Source organism: Coxiella-like endosymbiont, assembly GCF_024730665.1.
Lineage (GTDB): Bacteria > Pseudomonadota > Gammaproteobacteria > Coxiellales > Coxiellaceae > Coxiella.
Window position 1 is genome coordinate 599,565 of sequence record NZ_CP084737.1, and the last position, 24,738, is coordinate 624,302.

A 24,738-nucleotide genomic window follows, 5' to 3' on the forward strand; every position below is an offset into this window, starting at 1 on the left:
CCTACCAACACTATCCCACACGGTGATTATCCCTCACGTACAGAGTTTGAAACTACCCTTCAAAAAATGATCGATCATTATCATCCTGGGCTAGTCGTTCTTGATGGCTTCATGCGTAAACTGGGTGAAGATCTCGTTGCCCATTATCAAGGGCGAATGATTAATATCCATCCCTCTTTGCTTCCCAAATATACTGGTCTTAACACACACGAACGCGTGTTAGCAACAGGCGATCTGGAACATGGCGTAAGCATCCATTACGTCACCAAAGACCTTGACAGAGGGCCACTCATTTGCCAAGCCAGTCTTTTCGTCACAAAAAAAGACACCCCAAAAACCCTTAGCCAACGTATCCATATTCTCGAACATATCCTCTATCCCCAAGTTCTGTCTTGGTTCGCCGCAGGTCGCCTCACTTTGTGTAATCAACAGGTATGGCTAGATAACGAACTGCTCCCAAAGACAGGAAAAAGAGTTCCTATCTCTATTGATCAATTCCTGATTTAAGCAGCTCAGCCGGCGGACCGCCCATCGCGCGGGTTAACTCGATGGGATAGGAAGAAGATGACAGAAATAAAACAAGGATTGGGAGTTAGAAACTCTAAAAAACTGTTGTATAATGATCACTTTTACAATCAACAAACATTAAACATGATAGGGCGACAGTATGGTAAAGTCAGAACTCATCAATCGAATCACAGCACAACAAAAAACCTTATCATCAAAAGATGTCGAATTAAGCATTAACCGTATATTAGAGTGTATGAGCATTACACTAGGTCAAGGTGAGCGCATCGAAATTCGGGGTTTCGGGAGCTTTTCTCTCCATTATCGCCCCCCGCGCAAAGCGCACAACCCAAAGACCGGTGAACGTGTTTATACTGAAGCAAAATACACACCACACTTCAAACCTGGTAAGGATTTGCGTGAACGAGTTAACAACAATCGTACTTTATATCCAATCCGTGAAATTAATAACGTAGACGCTGACGCGATTGCTGAATGCTCAACCCTGATGAATAAAGTTTTTTTCTGGGAAGCAAAGTAATTTTTGTCGCTAAAGCGACTACTTTTTTTAACGGCAATTCTTCAAGCAACACTGTCAACAGTCGCTGATTTTCCTCGTTTATTTCTGTGATTTTTTCAGTAGTGCCTTCCACAATAATCACGAATTCTCCTTTTTGTTGGTCAGGATTCTGAATAATCCATTCTTTCAATTCCGACAATAGGGCAGTGTAAATAGTTTCAAATGTTTTTGTTAATTCCCGCGCAATAGTTGCTCGCCGATGTGGACCAAATTGTTCATTTAATAAATCAATGAGATTCACAATACGATGAACTGATTCGTAAAAAATCATCGTGCGCGATTCATTTTTTAATTCCGCTATTTTTTTCCGCCGCACTTTTCCTTTAGAAGGAATAAATCCTTCGAAAACAAATCGATCCGTTGGCAATCCTGATGACACAAGCGCAGCAATGGCTGCACAAGCCCCAGGAACAGGTATGACCCGAATACCTGCTTCACGGACTCTCGCAATGAGCCGACAACCAGGATCACTGATCAGCGGTGTCCCCGCATCTGAAATAAGCGCAATGTTAAGCCCCTGTTTTAATTTTTTACATAAAATGGTCGCTCGAGCTGCTTCATTATGCTTATGCAAAGAAAGCAATGGCGTCTTTATCCCATAATAATCCATTAACTTTTTACTGTGACGTGTATCTTCTGCTACAATGAAATCCACTGTCTGAAGAATCTCAATCGCACGTAAAGTTATGTCATCGCGATTGCCGATAGGTGTTGCAAGAATGTATAAATAACAATCTTCCATATTATCCTTGATGCCCCAACTAAGCTAGGTTAAACCCGACCATGTAGCAAAATATTAAAACTGCCAGCGCGATATATTCTTAATCGCCCGGCAAGTATAATAGGATGTACAAAATCCACAAGTACACTCAATAATCAAGTTTTCGATGCCTTTGAAAATCTAGCAACTAGAGGCCAATCAAAAATTGCTTTTCTTCTGCTTCTAGAAGGCCGCTTACAACCAAGCCAATGCAATAAAAAACGGATTTTACTGTCTAATTATTAATTATCAAGTAAACAATCAGGCCCTATTTCTACCATAATGGTATTAAATACTAACGGAAAAGATATCCACACCATTTACCAGCAATCTATTGAGCACCAGCTTTATTGTTGGTCTACTTGCTAAAAATCATTTAGTTACACTAATAAACTCAATCGCATTGTTTATGCATTTATGATCGCCCCTACCGCTGCCCCGACTCTCCTGGAGAGAAACTATAGTAATCGCTATGGGGGGTGGTAGCTATCAAAACAACACCAATTTAAATAGTACGATCAGATATCTCTTAAATATCGATAAGGCTGAGCAACATACGCGAAAAATTAGGGAATTGCTTCATGAAAAGCTTGCGCTCTCCCGAATCGACGTGGGATTTTGACAAAATTTTTCTTATTGCTTAACGTTATTCAAGCTAAAATCGCGCCTTTACTTCGATTTTCATGACGGGATATATTCTCTTATGCTACTTCTTCAATTGATTCACCTGAGACAGAAGAAAATAATGACATCGATGGAGTAATTTTCTGACGATACTCTCTGGTTTTATCACTCAGAACGTTTTTATCAGAAAACTTTCAGCAAACTCGATCGTGTTCAAAATTTATGGCTAATCTCTTATTAGATAGAATTCTAGATAGATTTCACGACTGTATGTGCTGGGATCGATGCATTTAATCTCATTCTCCAGCTAGACAAATTATTCACTTCCTACTATAACTTCTTCCAAGGCGCCATAGGCACCTTACATTATTACCTGATCAATCAATATATCCATCGTCAATTAATTGGGGCGAATAATTAACGGTTAACTGAAATTACTCTAATTCACGGTATGATAAAATGCCAACTTATCCCACAGTTGGCATTTTATCATTTAAGACAGAGAATTGCTTTTAAGGCAAAAAAGCGTGCACTATTTTCTATTTACAACGATAGGAAGGACTGTCCTTACCATAAAAAATTTTCGCTCCAAATGTAGAGAAATAGATTTAATATGTTTTTCATCGACTCACTATTTTATTAAAGTTTACTATTGGCCACCTTGCTCATTCTATGCATCGACTCATAACAATATCTACTGTGTACACCACCCGACCAACAAAAACCCTTTTATTGCCTTAAAAAACGTCATCTCATCGATAAATTCCTTGTCGGTTTTATTTTGTTAATATTATTTGAGATCACTAAAAGCTCGTCTACTACCTGGATTAAAAATGTGATTGCAGTAGAATATTAACTTTTCCCGTAGGGGAGGTGCTTCATGGATTTATTCCAACACATTAAAAATAACTTTAATGAAAGTATTCAAACTAAAATTGCTGTGTCTGATGCTCTCGTTAATCACATTGCTCAAGCAGGAGAATTGATAGTTCAGTGTTTGCTTAAGCGTCATAAAATACTCAGTTGTGGTAATGGGGGGTCGGCTGCAGACGCTCAGCATTTTTCGTCGGAAATGCTTAATCGTTTCGAGTCGGAACGACCCAGCTTACCAGCCATTTCACTCACTACTGATTCATCTACCGTTACTTCCATCGCCAACGATTACAGTTTCACCGAAATTTTTTCAAAACAAATTAAAGCATTGGGATCTGGTGGTGATATATTATTAGCTATTAGCACGAGTGGTCGTTCAAAAAATATTCTCCAGGCAATAGGAGCTGCTCATCAACGAAAAATGGATATAATCGCATTAACAGGCCACGATGGTGGAGAAATTGCGACGTTGTTAAGCGGTAACGATATTGAAATTCGTGTTCCTGCCGAATCAACCCCGCGCATTCAAGAAACCCACTTGCTTATTATTCACTGTCTCTGCGATATTATTGATCGACAGTTATTTGAATCTGAGGAATAATCGTGAAGAAATTATTGTTCTTAATTTTACTTATTTTTCCTTTAGTAGGTTGCGTGCCTGCCATACTTGTAATAGGTGCTGCCGGTGCAGCGTTAGGAGGGGCAGTGGTTTATGATCAGCGTAGTTATCAAACGATGAATCAGGATCACAATGCTCGCTCTATGGCTCAATACCGACTGTCTAGTAATTCTCTTCTGAAGGGTAAATCTCATATTTCTATTTCTGTATTTAACAATATTGCCTTGCTCTTAGGACAGGTAGGAACACCAGAAATGCGTAACTGTGCTTATCAGATCGTTTCAAAAATTCCAAATATTCGACGAATTTATAACGAGATTAGCATTGGTACTCCAGCTTCAGCTATACGACAGGCAAATGATTTTTGGATCACTACCAAAGTTCGTACTCTCATGTTAGGCAAGTACGGCTTGCGTTCTTCCAATCTTAAAGTGATAACACAAAATAATGCTGTTTATTTAATGGGAATTGTCACTCCTAAACAGGCGTCTATGGCAGCCGATGTAGCTCGACAAATTTCTGGTGTGACAAAAGTTATTAAAGTGTTTGAATACAAATAAAAATTATCTTTCATTGGAATTCGTTTAGAAAATTATTCATAACCCAAAAATTGAATAAATAAATTGACTCAAATGCAACGCTAATGGTAAAAGAATACGACCCAATAAACCAAAAACCAATAGTCCTAACAAAATCCAAATTCCATATGGTTCTATTTTAGAATAATTATAAGCGGCTTGTCGCGGTAAAATTGCTGAAATCACTCGACTGCCATCTAGCGGAGGAATTGGAATTAAATTAAGTATTATCAAGACTATATTGATCAATACCCCAAAGAGTCCTGCATTGTAGAAAAAAGTGACAATATCCTGACTAATGGGATTACCCACATTTGCACCAAAAAGAAGACTTAATTTCGCCACTGTAGCCCATAACAGTACCATAAAAAAATTAGCCAACGGTCCGACTAGAGCGACTAATGCCATGTCGCGACGAGGATTTCTTAAATTTTGCCACGTGACGGGGACAGGTTTTGCCCAGCCAAAGGCAAATGTAAACTTACTAAGAACCAACATTAAGATCGGTAAAATCAAAGTACCAAAAGGATCAATATGCTTAATAGGATTCAGTGTGACGCGTTCCATCGTCAGAGTTGTTTTATCCCCCAATTTATTTGCTACCCAACCGTGAGCGGCTTCATGCAAGGTAATAGCGAATAAAAGCGGTAAAATAATAACTGAAATGAAATGAGCGATGTTTGAGAAATTCATAAGAATTAGTATACAACAATTCCCTTCAGCGGCCTATTTCACGATTTTCAAAGTCGGCCTACCTTTCCTAACTAGTGTACCGCCAGTCGTCGGCGATGGCGGACTTCCCCATCGCCACCTCCATCCATTTCTTCATCATTGAAAACCATTCCTCTCCCATTTTCAAAAGCGTAAATTGCTTTGACAGCGAGCACGGGAATAAAAATATGATGAGCTATTCCAGAGAAACGGGCATCAAATTCAATGGCATCATTTCCCATACGTAAACGCCCTGCCGCTTGCGGTTCAATATTCAACACGATTTTGCCATCTTCAATAAAGCGCTCTGGCACTTCAACATCAGGTACCATGGCGTCTACCATGACGTAAGGAGTGAATTGATTGTCAATAAGCCATTCATAGATTGCCCTTAATAAATAAGGGCGACTAGGAATCATATATTTCTCTGAGTTCACGTTCCGCTTCGCTTAAACTTGCCTGGAAAGATTCTCGTTCAAAGAGACGTTTTTTATAATTGAAAATCGCTTTTGCAGAAGTGCGCGACAAATTCACACCCAAATGCGGCAATCGCCATAATAAAGGTGTCATCACGCAATCGACTAAAGTGAAGTCATCGCTCATGAAATAGGGTTTTTCTGCAAAGATAGGATCCATCGCAATCAGATCTTTCTTTAGCGCATCGCGCTTTATTTCTACTTGCTTTGGAGTTCCGTTTTCAATAGCTTTCATTTGATAGTACAAATCTCTTTCAATGCGATACATTAACAGACGACATGCAGCACGAGCAACCGGATAGACTTGTAAAAGTGGCGGATGAGGGAAGCGCTCATCTAAATATTCCATGATGACATGTGGATTAAATAAAACTAACTCACGATCCACTAGAGTCGGTAAAGTATCGTAAGGATTGAGCTCCACTAGTTCTCTACTAGGATGATTGACATCGACATTCAGTATATCCACATGGACACCCTTTTCCGCCAATACGATGCGAACTTGGTGACTGTAAACATCCAACGGACCTGAATATAAAGTCATAATGGAGCGCTTTAACATATATTCCTATTTTTTCGATATAAACGGAAAAGAAAATTTCTATATTTTATCGTTTGGAATACTGAGTGCCCTTTCGTGCCTTGTGAAGGCCTACCTTCTTACGCTCAACCATTCGTGGATCACGAGTAACAAATCCTGCTTTTCGTAACACGCTACGCCAAGAAGCCCCTTCTCGGTCTTCTTTTTTATCGTAATCCATTAAGGCACGAGTAATCCCATGACGAACAGCGCCTGCCTGTCCGCTATCCCCGCCGCCTTCAACAGTCGCATACACGTCAAATCTGGAATTAACACCTAGCTTAAACAATGGTTGACACACAATCATGCGAGCTGTTTCCCGACCAAAATACTTATCCAACGGTCTTCCGTTAATGATAATTTTCCCAGTACCTGATCTTAAAAAACCCGAGCAGAGGCAGTCTTACGGCGGCCTGTGACCAAATTTTGCTTTTTTGCCGCTTGTTGTTGTACCATATTGTCTTAAAACTCGCTCACAATTTAATCAATCTTGGCTGCTGTGCTTTATGTGGGTGTTCATTTCCTGAATAGATCTTTAGCTTGCGATATATTTGACGACCCAAGGGCCCTTTAGGCAGCATACCCTTAACTGCTAATTCTAATAAACGCTCTGGTTTTTTATCCTGTAAATTAGCGAAATTAGTAGTCTTTAAGCCACCTGGATAACCGGAATGGTGGTAATATTGCTTACTTTCGGCTTTATTACCGGTGACAACCAGTTTGTCAACATTGATAACAACCACAAAATCTCCACTATCTACATGAGGAGTATACTCTACTTTATGCTTTCCCCGCAAAATCGTTGCGATTGGACTGGCAAGTCGCCCTAATGTTTTACCTTCAGCATTAACCAATAACCATCGAGAGTTTACTGTGTTCACATTAGCCATGTAAGTTGCCATAGACCAAAACTCCCAAACTGTATGAAATACAACATGAAGGACAGAGTCCAATGTACAGTATATCCGTATAAAATGCAAGGTACCACGCATCCTTAACGATATAATTTTTTGGAATATGCTATTTCCTAAAGTGGTTACTGTTATAGTATTTGACAAAGAAAATAAGAGGGGATGTTTAGTGACAAAACAGGTAGAAAACAGACGCGACGCCTTACAAAAAGTCATAATTAACCACTCTGTAGCTGCGGGAAGAGCAGGAAAGAAGTCACGAGATCTTTAAAAGCTGTCAGTTATAAATAACCGCATATAGACTTTTAGAGCATCTTGATAAAGCATGCCAATGATTGTCTCGTTCTTTTAATCAGCTTTAACGAATGAATCAATAACCTCTCAGATTTAGGGACTTTGCGATTTACCAATTTTTTCTGAAATAAATTCAAATCCTGAAGCTCTTATTCCGTTAAGTAAACCCGACATCATCACCATATTTAATACATAGAACGCATTACATCGCAATGGTGACTGTCAGGCCATTTCCATCCTATTGAACATTAAAATCTGACCTTGATCGCTAAACGGTACTAAATTATAAAAAGAAAACGGGTTATTTAATAGGGGGAACACCTGAGTCTTCGATACGCTTAATACAATAACACAATTGAAAGCGCTCTAAACTACCTGTATCAGTCAGCTCTAGCTAAATGCACTGCCGCCCCCACAAATAATGTGGGGGTCGGTGCACTCACTATACCAAGCTTATCTAACCCATTAATATAAAACAAAATCACTCCACGGCATTAGTCCTTTCACTAAAAAAATAATAACTTTCAAAATTAATCCACCCCTGCTGCAACAGAGGTTCTTAATGTATTAGCTATTAGCCACAAAATTGAAAACATATCAAGACTCTATTTTGTATACATTACCACTCTTGTAGGATAAGTAATTTATTCCACCCACTGATACACTTCAGCAAACTGTGGTTGACAAGATTGGCATTTTGTACCGCAACTCTTCTTGGGTTTAACCACCATATAGCGTATTTTCCCTTTACGAATCCAATGTGCTAATAAACAGCGCATAGTGTCAGGATGTTTGCAAAAGTAGAACGACAATTCTTGCAAATTAGCCGACTTTTGTTCTCTTAAAAATTTTTTGATTGATAACAACATTCAAACCTCAAAAAACCTTTATTCTTCAAAAGAAAGATAATTAGGGGTGATTCTTTTTTCTACAAGGTGCTGGCACTTTATTTCTCCATTAGTGCGCGAGAAGCATAAGGTCGTAACCAATACGACCGCTATAGCTAACACCATCAATAACAGCGCATTCGAACATAATATTACCCATAGATGATGGGCTACTGTAAGCAATTGATAACAAATAACAGCCAATACATAGGCCAAACCGGTATTCCACAATACTGAAAACAACGCCCATTGTTTGCCTACTTCACGTCGCATCGCAGCCATTGTCGATACACAGGGAAAATATAATAAAATAAATAATAAATAGGCAAATACCGCAGCGACATGGCCACCGAATTGTTGATACATAACCCCACAAGCTGTTTTATTCATTTCATGTGAAGTTCTATTTGCCGTAATAGGATTTTTAAACGCATCACCTAATCTGCTCAAATTTTCAGGTATCGACTTAACAGCATCAGTCAATCCACACAAAAAATTAAATTGCGAAGTGGCGGATTGTTGGGTTAAACAATCGTGTTCGCTGTATAAGCTATTCAATGTTCCGACCACCACTTCTTTTGCTAAAATACCGGTCATTAATCCAACAGTGGCAGGCCAATTTTCCTGTTTTATTCCTATCGGTGAAAGTAACGGAGTTACTATCTGACCCGCGGCAGATAATAGCGATTGTTGATCAGGGTCTTGCACTAATTTCCCTCTCATTGTAACTGAATTTAAAATACCAATGATGACACAAATGGGAATAATGTAACGGCCTGCCCGAAATAAAAAGTTTTTTAATCGCTGCCACATATACCGCCATAAAGAACCAACACGCGGTATATGATAAGGTGGTAATTCCATAATTAATGGCGCAGGTTTTCCAAGGAAAACAGTTTTTCTTAAAACCAACCCAGATAACACAGCGACCAAAATACCTATTAAATAAAGACAGAAAATAATAATCGCTCCATCCCTCGGAAAAAAGCGCTAGCAAAGACAGCGAAAATAGCCAATCGCGCCCCGCACGACATGAACGGCATCATTACGACTGTTAACACCCGATCACGCCAATTCTCTAAGGTGCGCGCAACCATTACAGCCGGCACATTGCACCCAAAACCTACAATCATCGGCACGAGTGATTTCCCAGGTAAACCTAACGCACGCATAAATCGATCCATCACAAAAGCCGCACGTGCCATATAACCACTATCTTCCAAAAATGCGAGGAACAAAAACATGCCTCCAACGACTGGCGTAAAAGTAATCGTGGTGTTAATTCCTTTTCCAATACCATTAGCTAAAATCACCGTCAACCAAACGGGACAATGCCAATACATCAATAGATGTGATAAACCATCGGTAAAAATGGTGTTGCTACTGATATCAAAAAACCCTGAAATGCGCCACCAATATTAATTGCAAATAAGAACATTAAATACATAATACCAAGAAATATCGGGATTCCTAAAAAACGATTTAATACAATATGATCAATCCATTGGGTCAAAGATTGACATGGTGTTTTAGTCAATCGCGTCACCTGATTTACGGTTTGATTCACAAATATATATCGCGCATTGGCGATTAAAATATCAGACTCCTCGTTTAATTTCGTTTCGATTGACTGAATTTCAGATTCAACTACTTTTAGAACCGATTGACCAACTGCTTGCTTTGCAAAATAATCACCCTCTAATAAACGTAGTGCTAACCATGCAGCACGAGGAGCACTACCTGTCATTATTATTTTAGAAAGCAAATGAGTAGCTTTTTTAATTTCTGCAGGCAAAGGCAAATCAAATTGAGGCAACATATCTTTTTTTATTATTACAATCATATCTTTCAGCAAATCAACACCTTTGTTTTGCCGAGCGATCAAACTCACTGTCGGACAATTTAACAATTTACTTAACTGGTTTAAATTAATTTCTAAACCATTTTGTTTTACAATATCCATCATATTAACAGCTATGATGGTAGGAATATCCATTTCCAGCAATTGCAAGGTAAGATAAAGATTCCGTTCGAGATTACTGCCATCGATTATATTGACGACAACATCCGCTTCTCCAGACAACAAATATTGACAAGCGACTTTCTCATCAATAGCACTTTCCTCAGAAATGATACTGGTAGAATACACACCGGGTAGATCAACAACTTTAACTTTAGTCCCCCTATGCTGAAAATAGCCATATTTTTTATCTACCGTCACGCCTGGCCAATTTCCCACCTGCTGATGACTTCTAGTTAGTGCATTGAAAACAGCCGTTTTACCACAATTAGGATTCCCTGCTAAAACAATAGTCATACTCTGACTCATTTATTCACCCGTGCTATTTCCAATTGCATCACTTCATGTTGCCGCAAACTGAGATAAAAATCGCGTACCAGAATTTGGATTGGGTCTCCTAATGGGGCTCGCCGAATGACTTCAAACGGCGTATTAGGCGTTAACCCCATCGCCAGCAATTTCTGACGATATCCCTTATCACTACTGCCACGAAATCCTAAAATTCGGCCAAATTCCCCAGGACTCAGATCAGACAGAGTTAACACAATAAATACCTCTCTTATTGAAAAATGCAATCAAATTCGAGTATCATTATCCTACGAACGAGTGAGCAGTGTCAATATAATTGAGAATCATTCTCGTTTATCGATTACCCCTCGTTACGCTCAACACCATACTACGCTAACTCTAGAATCAAAATTTCTCTCAATTTAATTAAGACGCCATCAAAAAAATGGTTAGCCTCTTCAACAGGAACGCATTTCATCGCAACAGGAGAATCGTCCACGAAAGTTTTAACGTCAACAAAGGGAACCAACTCATCTCGCCTACCGACAATAAGCCACCAAGGACAGATGATATCAGTCAATGCAGCATAGTTAGAATGATTAAGAGCTGGAGCAATAGTGATAAGTCTTGCAATAGTGCGATTTGCATTAGTTGCCTTAGCGGCAATATAAGCGCCGAAAGAAAACCCTGCTAGCCAAATTTCATCGCTAGGATAGTTATATTGAACCCACTTTATGATGGTTTTCAAATCATCAGTTTCCCCGATAGCATTGTCATATTTTCCCTCGCTTTTCCCAACTCCTCGAAAATTAAAGCGCACCGTTTTTAAGCCTAGTTGATAAAACGCTTTAGCGATTGTGGTTACAACTTTATTGTGCATCGTACCGCCATGTAAAGGGTGCGGATGACAAATAATGCCTGTCATTGATTTTTCCATATTTTCTGGGTTACTGGTCATAACCTCTAATTTTCCAACTGGACCAGATATTAAGAAAGTTACATCATTTTTGTGGAATAGTTCCATTATTTAGGGATTCTCCAAACTAAGAATCCCGGAATTATAGTCATACGCAAAAATTTCTGCATAACGACCCCAATCAATTACAGTAGTTAATACTTCATCTGCTGCCTGCTCACTCAAATAATTTTTTAAACTATCCAGAAAATGTTCTTCGGAAATTTCATGATTCGGATTTTCATTTAACTCCAGACGAATTTGACTTGCTAAAGGAACATAATCAATTAAATGCCGTGCAAATATTTTTTTACGTTCTAGGATATTAGCCTCAGCCAACTGACGTCCCATGAGCGTCAATTCAATATCACCACCTGAGACATGTGCAAAGTGCAATATTTCTAGGGCTTCTATGATGGGGAATAATTCATCGACTTCGTAATGCAGTTCTTCTGTCAATTCAGGAAGATCTACTGCTTTCTGATCATAAGAGGCCAACGTCTCTATGAAACCTATCATTTCTGAAATAGGCACTTGCGGTAATCGGCATCCTACATCGATCATCTTAAATTTGATAGCTTCAGGCATAGCCTCCGCCGCCGGTTTTGTCATCAGCCCATAAATATTATCAACGAGATGACGAAATTCAAGATCTTGATCGTTTCGCGAATGCGGTAAATCTACTTTTATTTCTGCTAGAATAGTTCCTGGATTAATTGAAAACACCAAAATACGATCAGCCAAAAATGCAGCTTCTTCAATGTTATGAGTGACGATGATGACATTTTTAATATTGGTTTTACCTGAACGCCAGATATCAATCAAGTCACCCCGTAAATTTTCCGCAGTTAATACATCTAATGCAGAAAATGGCTCATCCATTAATAATACTTCCGGATCGACTACTAATGCGCGCGCTAATCCAACCCGTTGTGACATTCCACCTGATAATTCTTTAGGATAAGCCGATTCAAAACCATCAAGCCCAACGATGTCAATAGCTTCAAGCGCTCTTGCCCGTCGCTCTTCACGTAAAACACCTCTTGCCTCTAAGCCTAATTCAACATTTTCTAACACGGTTAACCACGGCATCAAGGCAAAATGCTGAAATACCATACTTAAACCAGGCACAGGAGCAATGATAGGTTCATTGTGATACAGCACCACACCTGATGAAGGTTTAATTAAACCAGCAATGATACGTAACAACGTAGATTTTCCAGAACCCGATTTCCCTAAAATAGTAATAATTTCATCTTTGTTAATATTAAAATTAATGTGATCCAATACAAGCAGATCTTTCAGACCTTGTTTTTTAAACGATTTACAAATATTTCTAACTTCGATAATGGGAATATTTTTTTCATGATCGCCGCCTCTGAATCTCTATTTTAATTGGAATCGCTGTTCTGCTAGACAATACAAGGATCGCCACACACTACGATTAAATACCAATACATATAAAGACATCACCATAATAGCTAACGCTAAGCGTGGAAAATCCCCTTGTCGTGAAATAGTAGCAATATACGAACCCAATCCCGTAGCTTGCAAATGAGTACTGCCCCAACTCACAGCTTCAGCAATAATGCTCGTGTTCCAAGCACCACCAGATGCCGTAATAGCACCCGTAATGTAATAAGGAAATATTCCAGGCAACATAAATCGCTTCCACCACAACCATCCTTTTACGTTTAATGTGCCAATAACATGATGTAAATTTTTAGGTAACGCCATAGTGCCAGCAATTACGTTAAACAAAATGTACCATTGCGCGCCTAAAACCATTAACGGTGATGTACAAATATTGACGTTCAATGCGAACCGCATAATAAGCATCACTACAATGGGAAATAATAAATTAGCTGGAAATGCCGCTAAAAACTGGGCAAGCGGTTGAATAAATCTGGAAACCTTAGGTCGCAAGCCTATCCACACACCGATGGGTACCCAGATAATAGAGCTAACAATAAGCAAAATGGTGACACGTAATCCTGTCACAAAGCCTAAATAAAAAACATGTAATACCTCAGACCAACGTACCTCAGCTAAAATAAAACACATTAGCAGATACAAAACAGTGACCACAGTTAAAATCAGAATGACATTCCAACTAATCATTAAAAATCGACGTAGCAAGTAACTATATTTAAACGATTTTCCCGGCGGGCGGTAACGGAAGAATTGGCAATTGACGATAGCATTTCCCCAAAAAGAAAAATAATTTCCGATAAAACGTAAAAAACGTGTACGCTGAAAGAGATTCAATACCCACGATTGGATTTCACTTTCTCCTACACTTGCCTCAGCGCTGAATTTTTCAGCCCAAGCAACAAGGGGACGAAATAACAATTGATCATACAGGGCGATTACGATGATCATCGTGATGATCGCATACATCACTGCTATTTTATTAGCGTGCTCAACAGCCATCCCTATGTAAGAACCAATACCCGGCAGCAGGATATTATGACCAGCAACAGTAATCACTTCGGAAGCTACTAAAAAATCCAACTTTCCGACATGGACATCATGGTATTCCACAGAAGACCCGGCATAGAAAATGGTACTTCTACACGCCAAAAACGCTGCCATGCGGATAGCTGCAACATAGTCGCAGCTTCTTTTAAATCATGAGGCATCGTCCGCAAACTTTGATAAAAGCTCAAGGCCATGTTCCATGCCTGTGCTGTAAAAATCGCAAATAGCGCTGCGCATTCAGGACCTAACAAACTACCGCGAAATAATGCAATAAAAGCGGCTACTGTAATGGTAAGAAATCCAAGCACTGGTACCGATTGCAAAATATCAAGAATAGGAATTATGATACGTTCCGCCTGTCGGCTTTTAGCCGCCCACGTACCAAAAATAAAGGTAAATAACAACGAAAAAAACATCGCAATCAGCATGCGCAGGACAGTGCGTAAGGCATAGTACGGCAGCTTAATAGGATGTAATGAAATAGGAATAATCTGCCCGACATCAAATCGTTCCATCATTGCATCAGCACCATAGCCTAATAAAACAATAACAACTAGCACTAATAAAAGGGCAAGCCCATCCCAACAATTAGGAATCGGCCACGAGGTGGCTTCATTTTTCGTGTAAGTTTTTCTTGAAAGTGAAAACATGTCCCATTCCATTTATAATTATATGGAGCAAAAGATCAGCGGTGCTATTCAAAACGCACAATATCAAGCAGATTAGGCCAAGGGACTACTTTGGGGGTCTAGGCAAGTGCAGCGCAAACAGGGCCTTCACCTCCTATAAAGAAAGCTGAGTCTAAGGATTCATAACGAACTCTATCCAAGTCTTTTCCAAAAGACAATCTTTTTATTGCCGATACCATTCATTTAAAACTGTTTTCACTACATCTAATCCGGTACGATCGTAGGAAGAAAATAATTGAAGAGTTATATGGTCATCATAGGGCGTGAGCGCAGCCTCAAGTTCGTTGATGGTTTTCTTCGCTGCACTTTGGCTGAGTTTATCGGATTTAGTCAACAGAATATGAAGAGGAACACCGTAATCAACTGCCCATTTGACGACATCTGCATCCCTTTCTTTTAAGGGGTGACGAACATCCATTACCACGACCAGTCCTTTCAAAGAACGACGCTTCTTTAAATAGCTATCTACTAGCTCTTCCCAGCGCTCTTGAACCATCCTCGGAGCCTTGGCATACCCATATCCAGGTAAATCCACAAGACGTTGTCTTTCATTAAGCGCGAGGAAATTAATCATTTGAGTACGTCCAGGCGTTTTACTGGTACGAGCTAGCCCTTTTATACCCGTAATCACATTTAATGCGCTTGACTTACCTGCATTCGACCGCCCAATGAAAGCTATTTCGGCTCCCTCATCCGGTGGAAGCTGCTCGAACTCAGCCGCACTGGTCAGATATTTAGCCTCTTGATAGGCTGGTGACTCAAATTCAGTCATAGTAATGGACATTTTATGGCACAAGGAAAGAAGTGTAGTACATTATACACTAAATACCTAATGGTTTGAATATAGCCGAACACAGGTCTGTTAAACTGGTGATCCATGATTTCATACTGGAGTATTTTTTCCATTCTATGTTAGTTGGCGTATTCTCGCAAGAGATCACGAGGCCCGTACATAAGCGGTTCCCCGCCGCACAACCACTTTCTTGTTCCTTGTCTCCTACCAAGTGTCAGAATTGCATTCTCTTTAGCTAATATGATTAAAACCCCAATAACACACACCAACGGCTACCCTTCCCTTAAATTTACAAAGGACTATACGTTACTTTCACATTAGCATCATGCAATCGTACAGCTTAAACCAAAATACCATTTCGTAGAATCATATCGTGAGTTAACACTAGTCATTAATCGATTAGCTTCCCCATTTTTGCATTAACGTCCAAAAGACGGGATTAATTGGCTGGATAAATATTATTGACGGGAACCTCGTGGTACAATTACCTGAGCTCCTATTTCTTCTCCATAAAATAGCAGGGTAACTCAAAATCTGGTAGAATCGATAAAAATATTTGATACATTTCGTTTTCATAGACGCGAGGGTTGATGATGCAGTTTTTCCAGTCAGTTGAAAAATGATTTGGACAAGCGCACGAAGGTCAAGGCCAGTGTTTTATAACTTCTACATTTAAAGATCTGCATTTAGAGAATTTTTGTCCTTTTGAATAAGCTGATCGTGTAAGACAGGGATGGTAGTGGCGATAACTACTCCGCGTACGTTTTCGTAGAAACAACATCTAAAATAGCTACCGTATTCAAAAGGAAGCTTCCTTTCAGAAAGCGACACCTCCTCTCCTATACACCACCAACCCCACCGGTTAAATATTTTGGATCCGTGGATCCAGCTCGCCGACCTTATAACGGCACGCCATCTTTTCCAGAGAGATAATTTTAATTTTTTCTGCTTGTCCAGCAGTGCCAAAGTCTTCATAGCGCGCCCTGCAAATCGCTTTCATTGCTTGGAGCGCTTCGCCTAAATATTTTCGCGGATCAAATTGGGAAGGATTTTTAGTAAGGTAACGACGAATTGCGCCAGTAAATCCTAATCGTAAATCGGTGTCGATGTTAACTTTGCGTACCCCGTGTCGAATGCCCTCCTGGATTTCTTCTACTGGTACACCATACGTTTCTGGCATTTTACCACCATGCTCATTAATAATTTGCAGCCATTCTTGTGGAACCGAAGAAGAACCGTGCATAACTAAATGGGTATCAGGAAGACGCTTATGAATCGCTTTGATTCGATCAATAACCAGCACTTCACCCGTTGGGGGTTGAGAGAATTTATATGCCCCGTGGCTAGTACCAATAGCAATAGCCAATGCATCTACACGGGTTTTACTCACAAAATCCACAGCCTGCTTAGGATCCGTGAGTATTTGCTCACTCGATAACTCACCTTCAGCGCCAGAGCCATCTTCTTCTCCGGATTTTAAAGTCTCTAGAGATCCAAGACAACCTAATTCACCTTCAACAGAAACACCACAGGTATGAGCAATTTTTGTCATAAAAGCAGTAATCTGCACATTATATCTGTAATCTGACGGCGTTTTTTGGTCTTCTAATAAAGAGCCATCCATCATGACGGAAGTAAAGCCGAGTTGGATGGAACGCTGACACACTGCAGGAGAGGCTCCATGATCCTGGTGCATGCAAATGGGGATGTGAGGCCATTCTTCCGTGGCTGCGATGATTAAAGCACGAATAAATTGTGGGCCGGCATACTGTCGTGCACCTGCAGAAGCTTGGACAATGACAGGGCTTTTTGTCTCATCCGCCGCTTCCATAATTGCGCGCATTTGCTCTAAATTATTAACATTAAACGCCGGAACCCCATAATCATGCTCTGCTGCATGATCGAGTAATTGACGTAATGTGATAAGAGCCATATTTTCTCCTTTTTAGTTAGTATCATAAATTCTATTGCTATCTCTCGCAACACTCTGCCACCTTTAAAAAGCACAACCGTATATCATTTTCCTATATATCGGATAACTTTAGCCTCCACAATAACTTACCTACAATCAAATGTGGCTTGCTTACAGTAGATTAAAATAGCCCTTACACAACCTTTCCAACTACCACGATCTTCATAGCATTCGAGCCACCACCTATGCCCATGTAATCACCTTTTGTTAGAATTACCAAATCACCTTCTTGCAATAAAGCTTGTTTTTCCATTACTTCAATAGCTTTCACGTTGACTTCTTCCCGCGTATATTGAGTCGGGTCAAATTTCATGGGATAAACGCCGCGATAAAGCGTGATTCGACCAAGCGATTTATCAAATCGGCTTAGTGCATAGATAGGAATTGCTGTGCGAATACGCGACATCCAGAGCGTCGTAATTCCTGATTCTGTTAACGCCACAATCGCCTTGATATCTAAATGATTCGCCGTATACATGGTCACCATCGCAATGGCTTCATCGATCCGCTTGAAGCGGCATTCAACACGATGACCGGAAACGTGCGAACTTGGTTGCGATTCCGCAACCATGCATGTTCGCGCCATCGCTGCTACCACTAAGGTGGGATAATCACCCACTGCAGTTTCTGCTGACAGCATCACAGCATCCGTGTTATCCAGCACCGCGTTGGCAACGTCAGACACTTCAGCGCGAGTTGGTACTGTGGCATGAATCATCGATTCCATCATTTGTGTTGCAATAATGACCGGTTTATCTAATGAACGTGCGCGATGAATAATATCTTTTTGTACAAGAGGCACTTCCGCGTCTCCGATTTCAACGGCTAGATCGCCACGTGCTACCATCACTCCATCGCTTGCTTCGATAATTGCATCAATATTTTTAATCGCATCCGCCCGTTCTATTTTTGCAATAATGCCAGCCGCTCCTTTGTGTCTTTGAATTAAATGTTTGGCTTTTAAAATATCCTCTGCATCACGCGGAAAGGAAATTGCAATATAATCTACGTCAAGGCTTAATGCGAATTTTAAATCGTCGATATCTTTTTCTGTCATCGATGCGGCGGAAAGACCTCCACTTAATCGATTAATCCCTTTATGGTTAGAAAGTTCACCTCCTACAGAAACATGACAAATGATTTTATCGCCTTCAACTTTTTGGACAATTAATTTAAGTCGACCATCATCCAGTAATAAAACATCTCCAGCCTTTACATCTTTCGGCAAATTTTTATAATCAATGCCAACGCTCTTTTCCGTCCCTTCATCAGGAAGTAATCCCGCATCTAAAATAAATTGCTCTCCTTTTTTTAAATTAATTTTTCTTATCTTAAAGCTTGAAACGCGAATTTTAGGACCTTGCAAATCTGCTAAAATTCCGATAATACGCTCTTGTCTTTTAGCCGCTTCACGTACCATTTCAATGCGCTTTTTATGTTTTTCATGAGTATCATGAGAAAAATTTAACCGAACGATATCAACGCCTTCGTGAATAATTTCTTCAAGTAAGAAAGATTTATCTGTTGCAGGACCTAACGTCGCAATAATTTTAGTGCGACGCAACATATAATTATTATTTTTACTCATAAATATTTTGCTCGTTCTGCTAAAATTTGAATCGCTGGCAACATTTTTCCTTCTAAAAATTTCAAAAAAGCGCCTCCTGCTGTGCTAATATGGGATAATTGATTCGTGAGATTGAATTTATCCAATGCTGCTAAAGTGTCTCCACCACCGGCAATAGAATAAGCTTTGCTTTGGGCGATCGCTTTGGCTAATGCATGAGTGCCGCGACTAAAACCTGCGATTTCAAAAACACCCACCGGTCCATTCCACACAATAGTACCTGCTTGTGACATTAATTTAGCGTATCCCCCTCTGGTTTTTGGACCTACATCAAAAATAGATTCATTCTCTGCAACAGCCTCAATAGACGTTGCTCGTGGTTTAGCATCTTTTAATAATGCTTTTGCAACAATCACATCAACAGGCAAAGGAACAGAAACATTTTTTTCTTTTGCTTTTTTCCAAAACTGTTTCGCAATCTCCAGCGAATTATCTTCGCAAAGAGATCTACCAATCGGATAACCTTGAGCTTTTAAAAAGTATTCGCTACACCGCCTCCAACAATGAGCTGATCGACCTTATCTAACAAATTTTCTAATAATTGAATTTTAGTCGAAACTTTGGATCCACCAACAATGGCAACCAGCGGTTTTTTAGGATTTTTAAACGCTCGCGATAATGCTTTAACTTCCGAAACCAGCAAAGGACCGGCGCACGCGATAGGGGCATATTGCGCCACCCCCACAGTTGAAGCTTGTTCACGATGTGCTGTGGCGAAAGCATCCATAACAAAAACATCACATAATCTTGCGATTCGTTTAGCAAGCCCAGAATCGTTTTCGTTTTCCCCTCGATTAAATCGAACGTTTTCACAAAGCACCACAGCGCCTGGTTCAATGTTTACCCCGTCTAACCAATGTTTAACCTGTATTACAGGGCGGTTTAATTTTTTACTTAATAAATCAGCCACTGGTGCTAATGAAAATGCCGCATCATATTTTCCTTCTTCTGGCCTCCCCAAATGCGATAACACCATTACACGCGCTTTCGCCTCAAGCGCTTGTTCAATAGTAGGCAACGCCAAAATGATCCTTTTATCATTCGTAATTTTTCCTGTTTCCATTGGTACATTTAAATCCTCACGAATCAACACGCGTCGATAAATAAGATCGATATCGGACATCATCAGAAATTTAATCATTCCCCGCACTCAGTATTTTCATTCATCTGGCACTCCTCTTAATTCCTATCCCTTGTCGCCCAGATACAATACGGAGAAGCCACCACCAGGGTAGCAGAAAGTAAATCCGCGATAAACGATAGTTGTAAAATGCAAGAAGCTATTTACACTAAAGTGACGATGTTAAACATTCAAAAATGCTTGAGCTGTATCGAGCATCCGATTAGAAAACCCCCATTCGTTATCGTACCATGAGACAACTTTAATTAGCTTGTTAATGATTCGTGTTTGCCCGGCGTCAAAGACAGAAGAATGTGCATTGTGATTAAAGTCAATCGAAACTAATGGCTCATCGCTGTAACCGAGAATACCTTTCATTCTATCTTCAGCTGCTTTTTGCATAATAGCGTTGACCTCAGAAACACTGACCGATTTTCTTGCATCGAAAGTAAAATCGATAACAGACACGTTGATTGTTGGTACACGAATGGCATAGCCGCCAAGCTTCCCGTCTAATTCCGGCAACACTAAACCCACTGCCGCAGCTGCACCTGTTTTAGTGGGAATCATGGACTGTGTCGCGGCACGAGCGCGATACAAATCTTTATGATAACTATCCGTAAGGTTTTGATCATTAGTGTACGAATGCACAGTCACCATTAAACCACGTTCAATACAAATTTCATCATTTAAAATTTTAACGAGCGGCGCTAAGCAATTCGTCGTACATGAAGCATTTGAAATAATTTTATCTTCTCTAGTAATAATTTTTTCATTAACCCCAAATACAATGGTTTTGACATCGTTACCTGCTGGAGCTGAAATCAAAACCTTTTTAGCACCTGCCTTTAAATGTGCTTCTGCTTTTTCTTTGCTGGCAAACAAACCCGTGCATTCAAGAACCAGATCTATGTTAAGATTTCGCCATGGTAATTCTGCTGGATTTCTAATAGCATATACTTCAATTTTGTCGCTATTAATCACTAAACGATTGCTATCGACACGAACTGAACCAGGAAATCGACCATGCACACTATCATATTTAGTTAGATATGGATTAATATTAACATTACCCAAGTCATTGATCGCAATAATTTTTAGATCTTTATGCTTTCTAGATTCATACAATGCTCGCAAAATATTTCGCCCAATACGACCATAACCATTAATCGCGATATTGAAAGTCATGCTGTTCTCCTCATTAACTGATTACTAATTTTTTTGACAACGTGTTCTGGAGTAAAACCATATTTCCTATAAACGACTTCCCACGGGGCTGAGGAGCCGAATCGATTAATCCCAACGATATCCCCCTGAAAACCGACAAATTGATACCAATAATCCGGTTGAGCAGCTTCAATGGCAATACGTCTGGTAATGCGTGAAGGCAAGACAGATTCGCGATAATTAGCATCTTGTTTTTTAAATAATTCACAACAAGGCATGGATACAACTCGTACGGAAATATTTTGCTTCTTCATAATTTTTGCAGCTTCTATGGCAATTATGATTTCTGAACCTGTCGCTATTAAAATGATGATTGGATCTGTTTTAGGCTCCCATAAAATGTAACCCCTTTTTTAATCAGCGAGACTTGTTTTTCATCCCGTTCCTGGTGATTTACTTTTTGGCGTGTTAACAAAAGACAACTTGGGCCTTGGTGTTCCAGTATCTGTTTCCAGGCTATCGCGGTTTCTATTCCATCGCAAGGACGCCAAACATACAACCCAGGAATCATTCTCAGTGAAGGCAATTGTTCAATCGGTTGATGCGTTGGGCCGTCTTCACCAAGCCCAATTGAATCATGAGAGTAGATGAAAACAGCCTGCGCTTTTTCCATCGCTGCCAATCTCAGTGCACTACGTGCATAATCGGAAAAGGTTAAAAACGTACCAGCAAAAGGGATGAAACCGCCATGCAGCGCTATTCCGTTGAGAACCGCCGTCATTGCAAATTCGCGTACACCATATTCGATGTAATTGCCACCGCGATTTTCCTTACTGAGAAGAACCGAGCCAGACCATTTAGTACAATTAGATTCTGACAAGTCAGCTGAACCACCAATTAATTCTGGCAATAGATGAACGAAAGTATTTAAACATTTTAAAGATGATTTACGAGTAGCGTTACTTTCTCTAGATTTTTGTATGATTGAAATTAATTTTTTCCATTGCGCTTCCCAAGTTTTGGGTAATTTCTTTTTTGTCGTCGCAAAAATTCATGAGCCAGCTCTGGGTGTTGTCTTCTATATTTCGCAAAAAGCTTTTCCCATTCAGCCTCATATGCTTTACCTTTTTCTTTTGCATCCCAGGCAGCATAAATATCAGTGGGAACTTCAAAAGGCGGATAAGGCCAATTTAAAATTCGTCGCACACCAGCGAGCTCCTCTTGTCCCAATGGTGCACCATGGGTAATAGCTTGACCGGCTAAAATGGGAGCACCATACCCAATAATGGTCTTACAACAAATTAAAGTGGGCCTATCTATTACATTTTTTGCTTCTTCAATGGCTTTAGAAATAGCGTCTGGATCATGCCCATCAACCCCTGGAACGGTGTGCCAACCATATGCCTCAAAACGTTGAGGCGTGTTATCTGTAAACCAGCCACTCACTTCGCCATCAATAGAAATACCATTGTCATCGTACAACACTGTAAGTTTACCTAGCCCCAGCGTCCCCGCAAGGGAGCAAGCTTCGTGCGAGATACCTTCCATCAAGTCACCATCTCCAGCAAAGACGTAGGTATAATGGTCGACAATTAGGAATCCTTCTCGATTAAATGTATCGGACAAAATTTGTTCAGCTATTGCCATTCCTACACCATTTGCCAGCCCTTGTCCGAGGGGCCCGGTAGTAGCTTCTACCCCTGGCGTATGGCCAAATTCCGGATGTCCTGGCGTTGGAGAATGCAATTGGCGGAATTGTTTAATATCTTCGATGGCAAGATTGAAACCCGATAGATGCAAAAGCGCATACTGCAACATCGCCCCATGACCATTGGACAAGATAAAACGATCGCGATTTGACCACTTTGGATTCTGCGGATTAAATTTTAGAAAATCCCGCCATAAAACCTCAGCAACATCAGCCATACCCATTGGCATACCTGGATGACCTGAATTCGCTTTTTGTACGGCATCCATCGCCAACGCGCGAATTGCGTTAGCACAATCTCGACGTGAAATCATGACGTGTTCCTAAATGGCTAGCTCAAATTGAGGTTCATGATGATAACGCGTCTTAATCACTCATGCAACTTGTTGGTTTTTTAATAAGAAGATTTAAGTGAATATTTTCTAAATACTCTATGCTTTTACGTAGCAAGATTGGCTTCCTGACTTTTCATATTTAAAAGAACATCAGTAAGAAGCGTTTTTATAGTGAAAATGACTGATGTTTGAAGAATTAGTAGAGTTAACTAGAAAGAAGTACTTCTCAAGTCAAAAGAAACAGTCCTAGTTGGTTATATACTAGGTTGCACTCAGAGTCCTTAAAAGGTTCGAACAGGTCAGAAAAATTTGATATTCGATTCTTATCACAGAAGAGTTAAAAAGGAATTAGGCAAACAACATACGATTGCTAACTTCTAAGGGATTAAGGTGTTGAAAGTGAGTGATCACCAACAATAATACAATACCCCATGAAATCGACCAAGAAGAGCAGCCATCGCTGAAATCCTGAGGGCATTCACTGAGTACATAATCTCACTCCGATGCAAAGGATCCTATGAGTAGTAGCTAATGGCGATAACGATAACAAACCATCTGCACAAACAACTACTAGGAGTGATGTCTCTCTTCGTTGACCCAAATCCAGTCCTTCTTGGTAGAACATATTCATAAGAGAAACACGCAGACTTGAGTATAACGTGTGGTAGAATAGGTTTTCCATTCAAAAAAAATAGCCTATCCTGGAGCTTAAATCCATCCTTTCGGGTGGAGTAGGTGTTTTTTGAATCCTTGGCTTTTTGTTGTATAGAGCTAGTAGCTGCTGACACACACAATCTGAATGAAGTCCGATTTAAAATCGATACACTAGCCAATACAGCACTGTCCAGCACTATATTCCTTGGGGTCGAATCCCGCTTGTCCGACTTTCATAGGGATCAGAAAACTTTGTGAGGATAAGACTACTTGCTCTTTTCTTCTACAGATTTTTCTTTTCTCATAACAGAGAGGAGCTATTGCCTATGTGGATATTCTCAGAAAGGTACGAAGTTCGTCACTAAGATACACAATATCAAAGAGTAACACATTTGCGCTACCTTATCTTTACAAACCAGAAGCCGAAAATTCTTATCCTCTACGTGCCCGATTTAGTAAATTCTAAAAGGTTGGCGATTTTCATTCTAACACGAAACAAGGGGCCCTGGTGATATAACTGTCTCTCATA

The 24,738-nt window shown here is 40.0% G+C and carries 19 protein-coding genes and 5 pseudogenes; 4 read left to right on the forward strand and 20 right to left on the reverse strand.

Annotated features, from left to right (window positions below; translation table 11 throughout):
- Positions 1 to 12: 12 nt before the first annotated feature.
- Together purN and LG660_RS02585 are read left to right on the forward strand one after the other, a co-directional pair.
- Entirely contained in the window at positions 13 to 507 is a 495-nt protein-coding gene (gene purN, locus LG660_RS02580; RefSeq protein WP_258267725.1) for a phosphoribosylglycinamide formyltransferase, read from the forward strand.
- Between the two features lie 160 nt (positions 508 to 667).
- A complete protein-coding gene (locus LG660_RS02585; RefSeq protein ID WP_258267184.1) occupies positions 668 to 1,048 on the forward strand; it encodes an integration host factor subunit beta in 381 nt (126 codons plus the stop codon).
- Here LG660_RS02585 and rsmI read toward each other — a convergent pair.
- The gene (rsmI, locus tag LG660_RS02590) at positions 972 to 1,829 is read right to left on the reverse strand and encodes a 16S rRNA (cytidine(1402)-2'-O)-methyltransferase (protein WP_258267185.1); all 858 of its coding nucleotides are present in this window, start codon (positions 1,827 to 1,829) and stop codon (positions 972 to 974) included. The two genes, LG660_RS02585 and rsmI, sit on opposite strands and share 77 nt — an antisense overlap.
- Positions 1,830 to 3,351: 1,522 nt before the next feature.
- On the opposite strand from rsmI, the gene LG660_RS02595 reads away from it, so the two are divergent.
- The gene (locus LG660_RS02595; protein ID WP_258267186.1) at positions 3,352 to 3,945 is read left to right on the forward strand and encodes a phosphoheptose isomerase; all 594 of its coding nucleotides are present in this window, start codon (positions 3,352 to 3,354) and stop codon (positions 3,943 to 3,945) included.
- Between the two features lie 2 nt (positions 3,946 to 3,947).
- Entirely contained in the window at positions 3,948 to 4,523 is a 576-nt protein-coding gene (locus LG660_RS02600) for a BON domain-containing protein (RefSeq protein ID WP_258267187.1), read from the forward strand.
- 36 nt (positions 4,524 to 4,559) lie between these two features.
- Here LG660_RS02600 and LG660_RS02605 read toward each other — a convergent pair whose 3' ends face one another.
- From LG660_RS02605 to tkt, 19 genes and pseudogenes are all read right to left on the reverse strand, one after another.
- A complete protein-coding gene (locus LG660_RS02605; RefSeq protein WP_258267188.1) occupies positions 4,560 to 5,234 on the reverse strand; it encodes a site-2 protease family protein in 675 nt (224 codons plus the stop codon).
- 33 nt (positions 5,235 to 5,267) lie between these two features.
- Positions 5,268 to 5,671: pseudogene (locus LG660_RS02610) on the reverse strand (ClpXP protease specificity-enhancing factor).
- Entirely contained in the window at positions 5,661 to 6,290 is a 630-nt protein-coding gene (locus LG660_RS02615; protein WP_373566681.1) for a glutathione S-transferase N-terminal domain-containing protein, read from the reverse strand. The pseudogene LG660_RS02610 and the gene LG660_RS02615 overlap by 11 nt, the downstream one beginning before the upstream one ends.
- A 46-nt stretch (positions 6,291 to 6,336) precedes the next feature.
- Positions 6,337 to 6,764, reverse strand: a pseudogene (rpsI, locus tag LG660_RS02620) (30S ribosomal protein S9).
- Between the two features lie 17 nt (positions 6,765 to 6,781).
- Entirely contained in the window at positions 6,782 to 7,210 is a 429-nt protein-coding gene (gene rplM, locus LG660_RS02625; RefSeq protein WP_258267189.1) for a 50S ribosomal protein L13, read from the reverse strand.
- A gap of 947 nt (positions 7,211 to 8,157) precedes the next feature.
- A complete protein-coding gene (locus LG660_RS02630) occupies positions 8,158 to 8,382 on the reverse strand; it encodes a FeoC-like transcriptional regulator (protein ID WP_258267190.1) in 225 nt (74 codons plus the stop codon).
- 18 nt (positions 8,383 to 8,400) lie between these two features.
- Positions 8,401 to 9,324 carry a nucleoside recognition domain-containing protein gene (locus tag LG660_RS04420; protein WP_373566706.1) on the reverse strand — a complete coding sequence of 308 codons (924 nt, stop codon included), beginning with the start codon at positions 9,322 to 9,324 and terminating at the stop codon, positions 8,401 to 8,403.
- Positions 9,325 to 9,341: 17 nt separating this feature from the next.
- A complete protein-coding gene (locus LG660_RS04425) occupies positions 9,342 to 9,743 on the reverse strand; it encodes a nucleoside recognition domain-containing protein (RefSeq protein ID WP_373566682.1) in 402 nt (133 codons plus the stop codon).
- Positions 9,743 to 10,729 (reverse strand): FeoB small GTPase domain-containing protein, encoded by a 987-nt coding sequence (locus LG660_RS04430; RefSeq protein WP_373566683.1) that lies wholly within the window; start codon positions 10,727 to 10,729, stop codon positions 9,743 to 9,745. Before LG660_RS04430 ends, LG660_RS04425 begins: the two co-directional genes overlap by 1 nt.
- On the reverse strand, positions 10,726 to 10,965 hold the full coding sequence (locus tag LG660_RS02640) for a FeoA family protein (RefSeq protein ID WP_258267191.1): 240 nt from the start codon (positions 10,963 to 10,965) through the stop codon (positions 10,726 to 10,728). Before LG660_RS02640 ends, LG660_RS04430 begins: the two co-directional genes overlap by 4 nt.
- Positions 10,966 to 11,096: 131 nt before the next feature.
- A complete protein-coding gene (locus LG660_RS02645) occupies positions 11,097 to 11,666 on the reverse strand; it encodes an alpha/beta hydrolase (RefSeq protein ID WP_309137046.1) in 570 nt (189 codons plus the stop codon).
- Between the two features lie 69 nt (positions 11,667 to 11,735).
- Positions 11,736 to 13,019, reverse strand: a complete 1,284-nt coding sequence (locus LG660_RS02650; protein WP_258267726.1) for an ABC transporter ATP-binding protein — start codon at positions 13,017 to 13,019, stop codon at positions 11,736 to 11,738.
- A gap of 30 nt (positions 13,020 to 13,049) precedes the next feature.
- Positions 13,050 to 14,794, reverse strand: a pseudogene (locus tag LG660_RS02655) (ABC transporter permease).
- A 202-nt stretch (positions 14,795 to 14,996) separates the two neighbouring features.
- Positions 14,997 to 15,605 carry a ribosome biogenesis GTP-binding protein YihA/YsxC gene (gene yihA, locus LG660_RS02660; protein ID WP_258267193.1) on the reverse strand — a complete coding sequence of 203 codons (609 nt, stop codon included), beginning with the start codon at positions 15,603 to 15,605 and terminating at the stop codon, positions 14,997 to 14,999.
- A gap of 883 nt (positions 15,606 to 16,488) precedes the next feature.
- The gene (gene fba, locus LG660_RS02665) at positions 16,489 to 17,559 is read right to left on the reverse strand and encodes a class II fructose-bisphosphate aldolase (RefSeq protein ID WP_258267194.1); all 1,071 of its coding nucleotides are present in this window, start codon (positions 17,557 to 17,559) and stop codon (positions 16,489 to 16,491) included.
- A gap of 172 nt (positions 17,560 to 17,731) precedes the next feature.
- Positions 17,732 to 19,186, reverse strand: a complete 1,455-nt coding sequence (gene pyk, locus LG660_RS02670; protein WP_258267195.1) for a pyruvate kinase — start codon at positions 19,184 to 19,186, stop codon at positions 17,732 to 17,734.
- Positions 19,183 to 20,363: pseudogene (locus LG660_RS02675) on the reverse strand (phosphoglycerate kinase). Before LG660_RS02675 ends, pyk begins: the two are co-directional and overlap by 4 nt.
- Before the next feature lie 165 nt (positions 20,364 to 20,528).
- A complete protein-coding gene (gap, locus tag LG660_RS02680; protein WP_258267196.1) occupies positions 20,529 to 21,533 on the reverse strand; it encodes a type I glyceraldehyde-3-phosphate dehydrogenase in 1,005 nt (334 codons plus the stop codon).
- A pseudogene (tkt, locus tag LG660_RS02685) lies at positions 21,530 to 23,534 on the reverse strand (transketolase). Before tkt ends, gap begins: the two are co-directional and overlap by 4 nt.
- Positions 23,535 to 24,738: the final 1,204 nt, after the last annotated feature.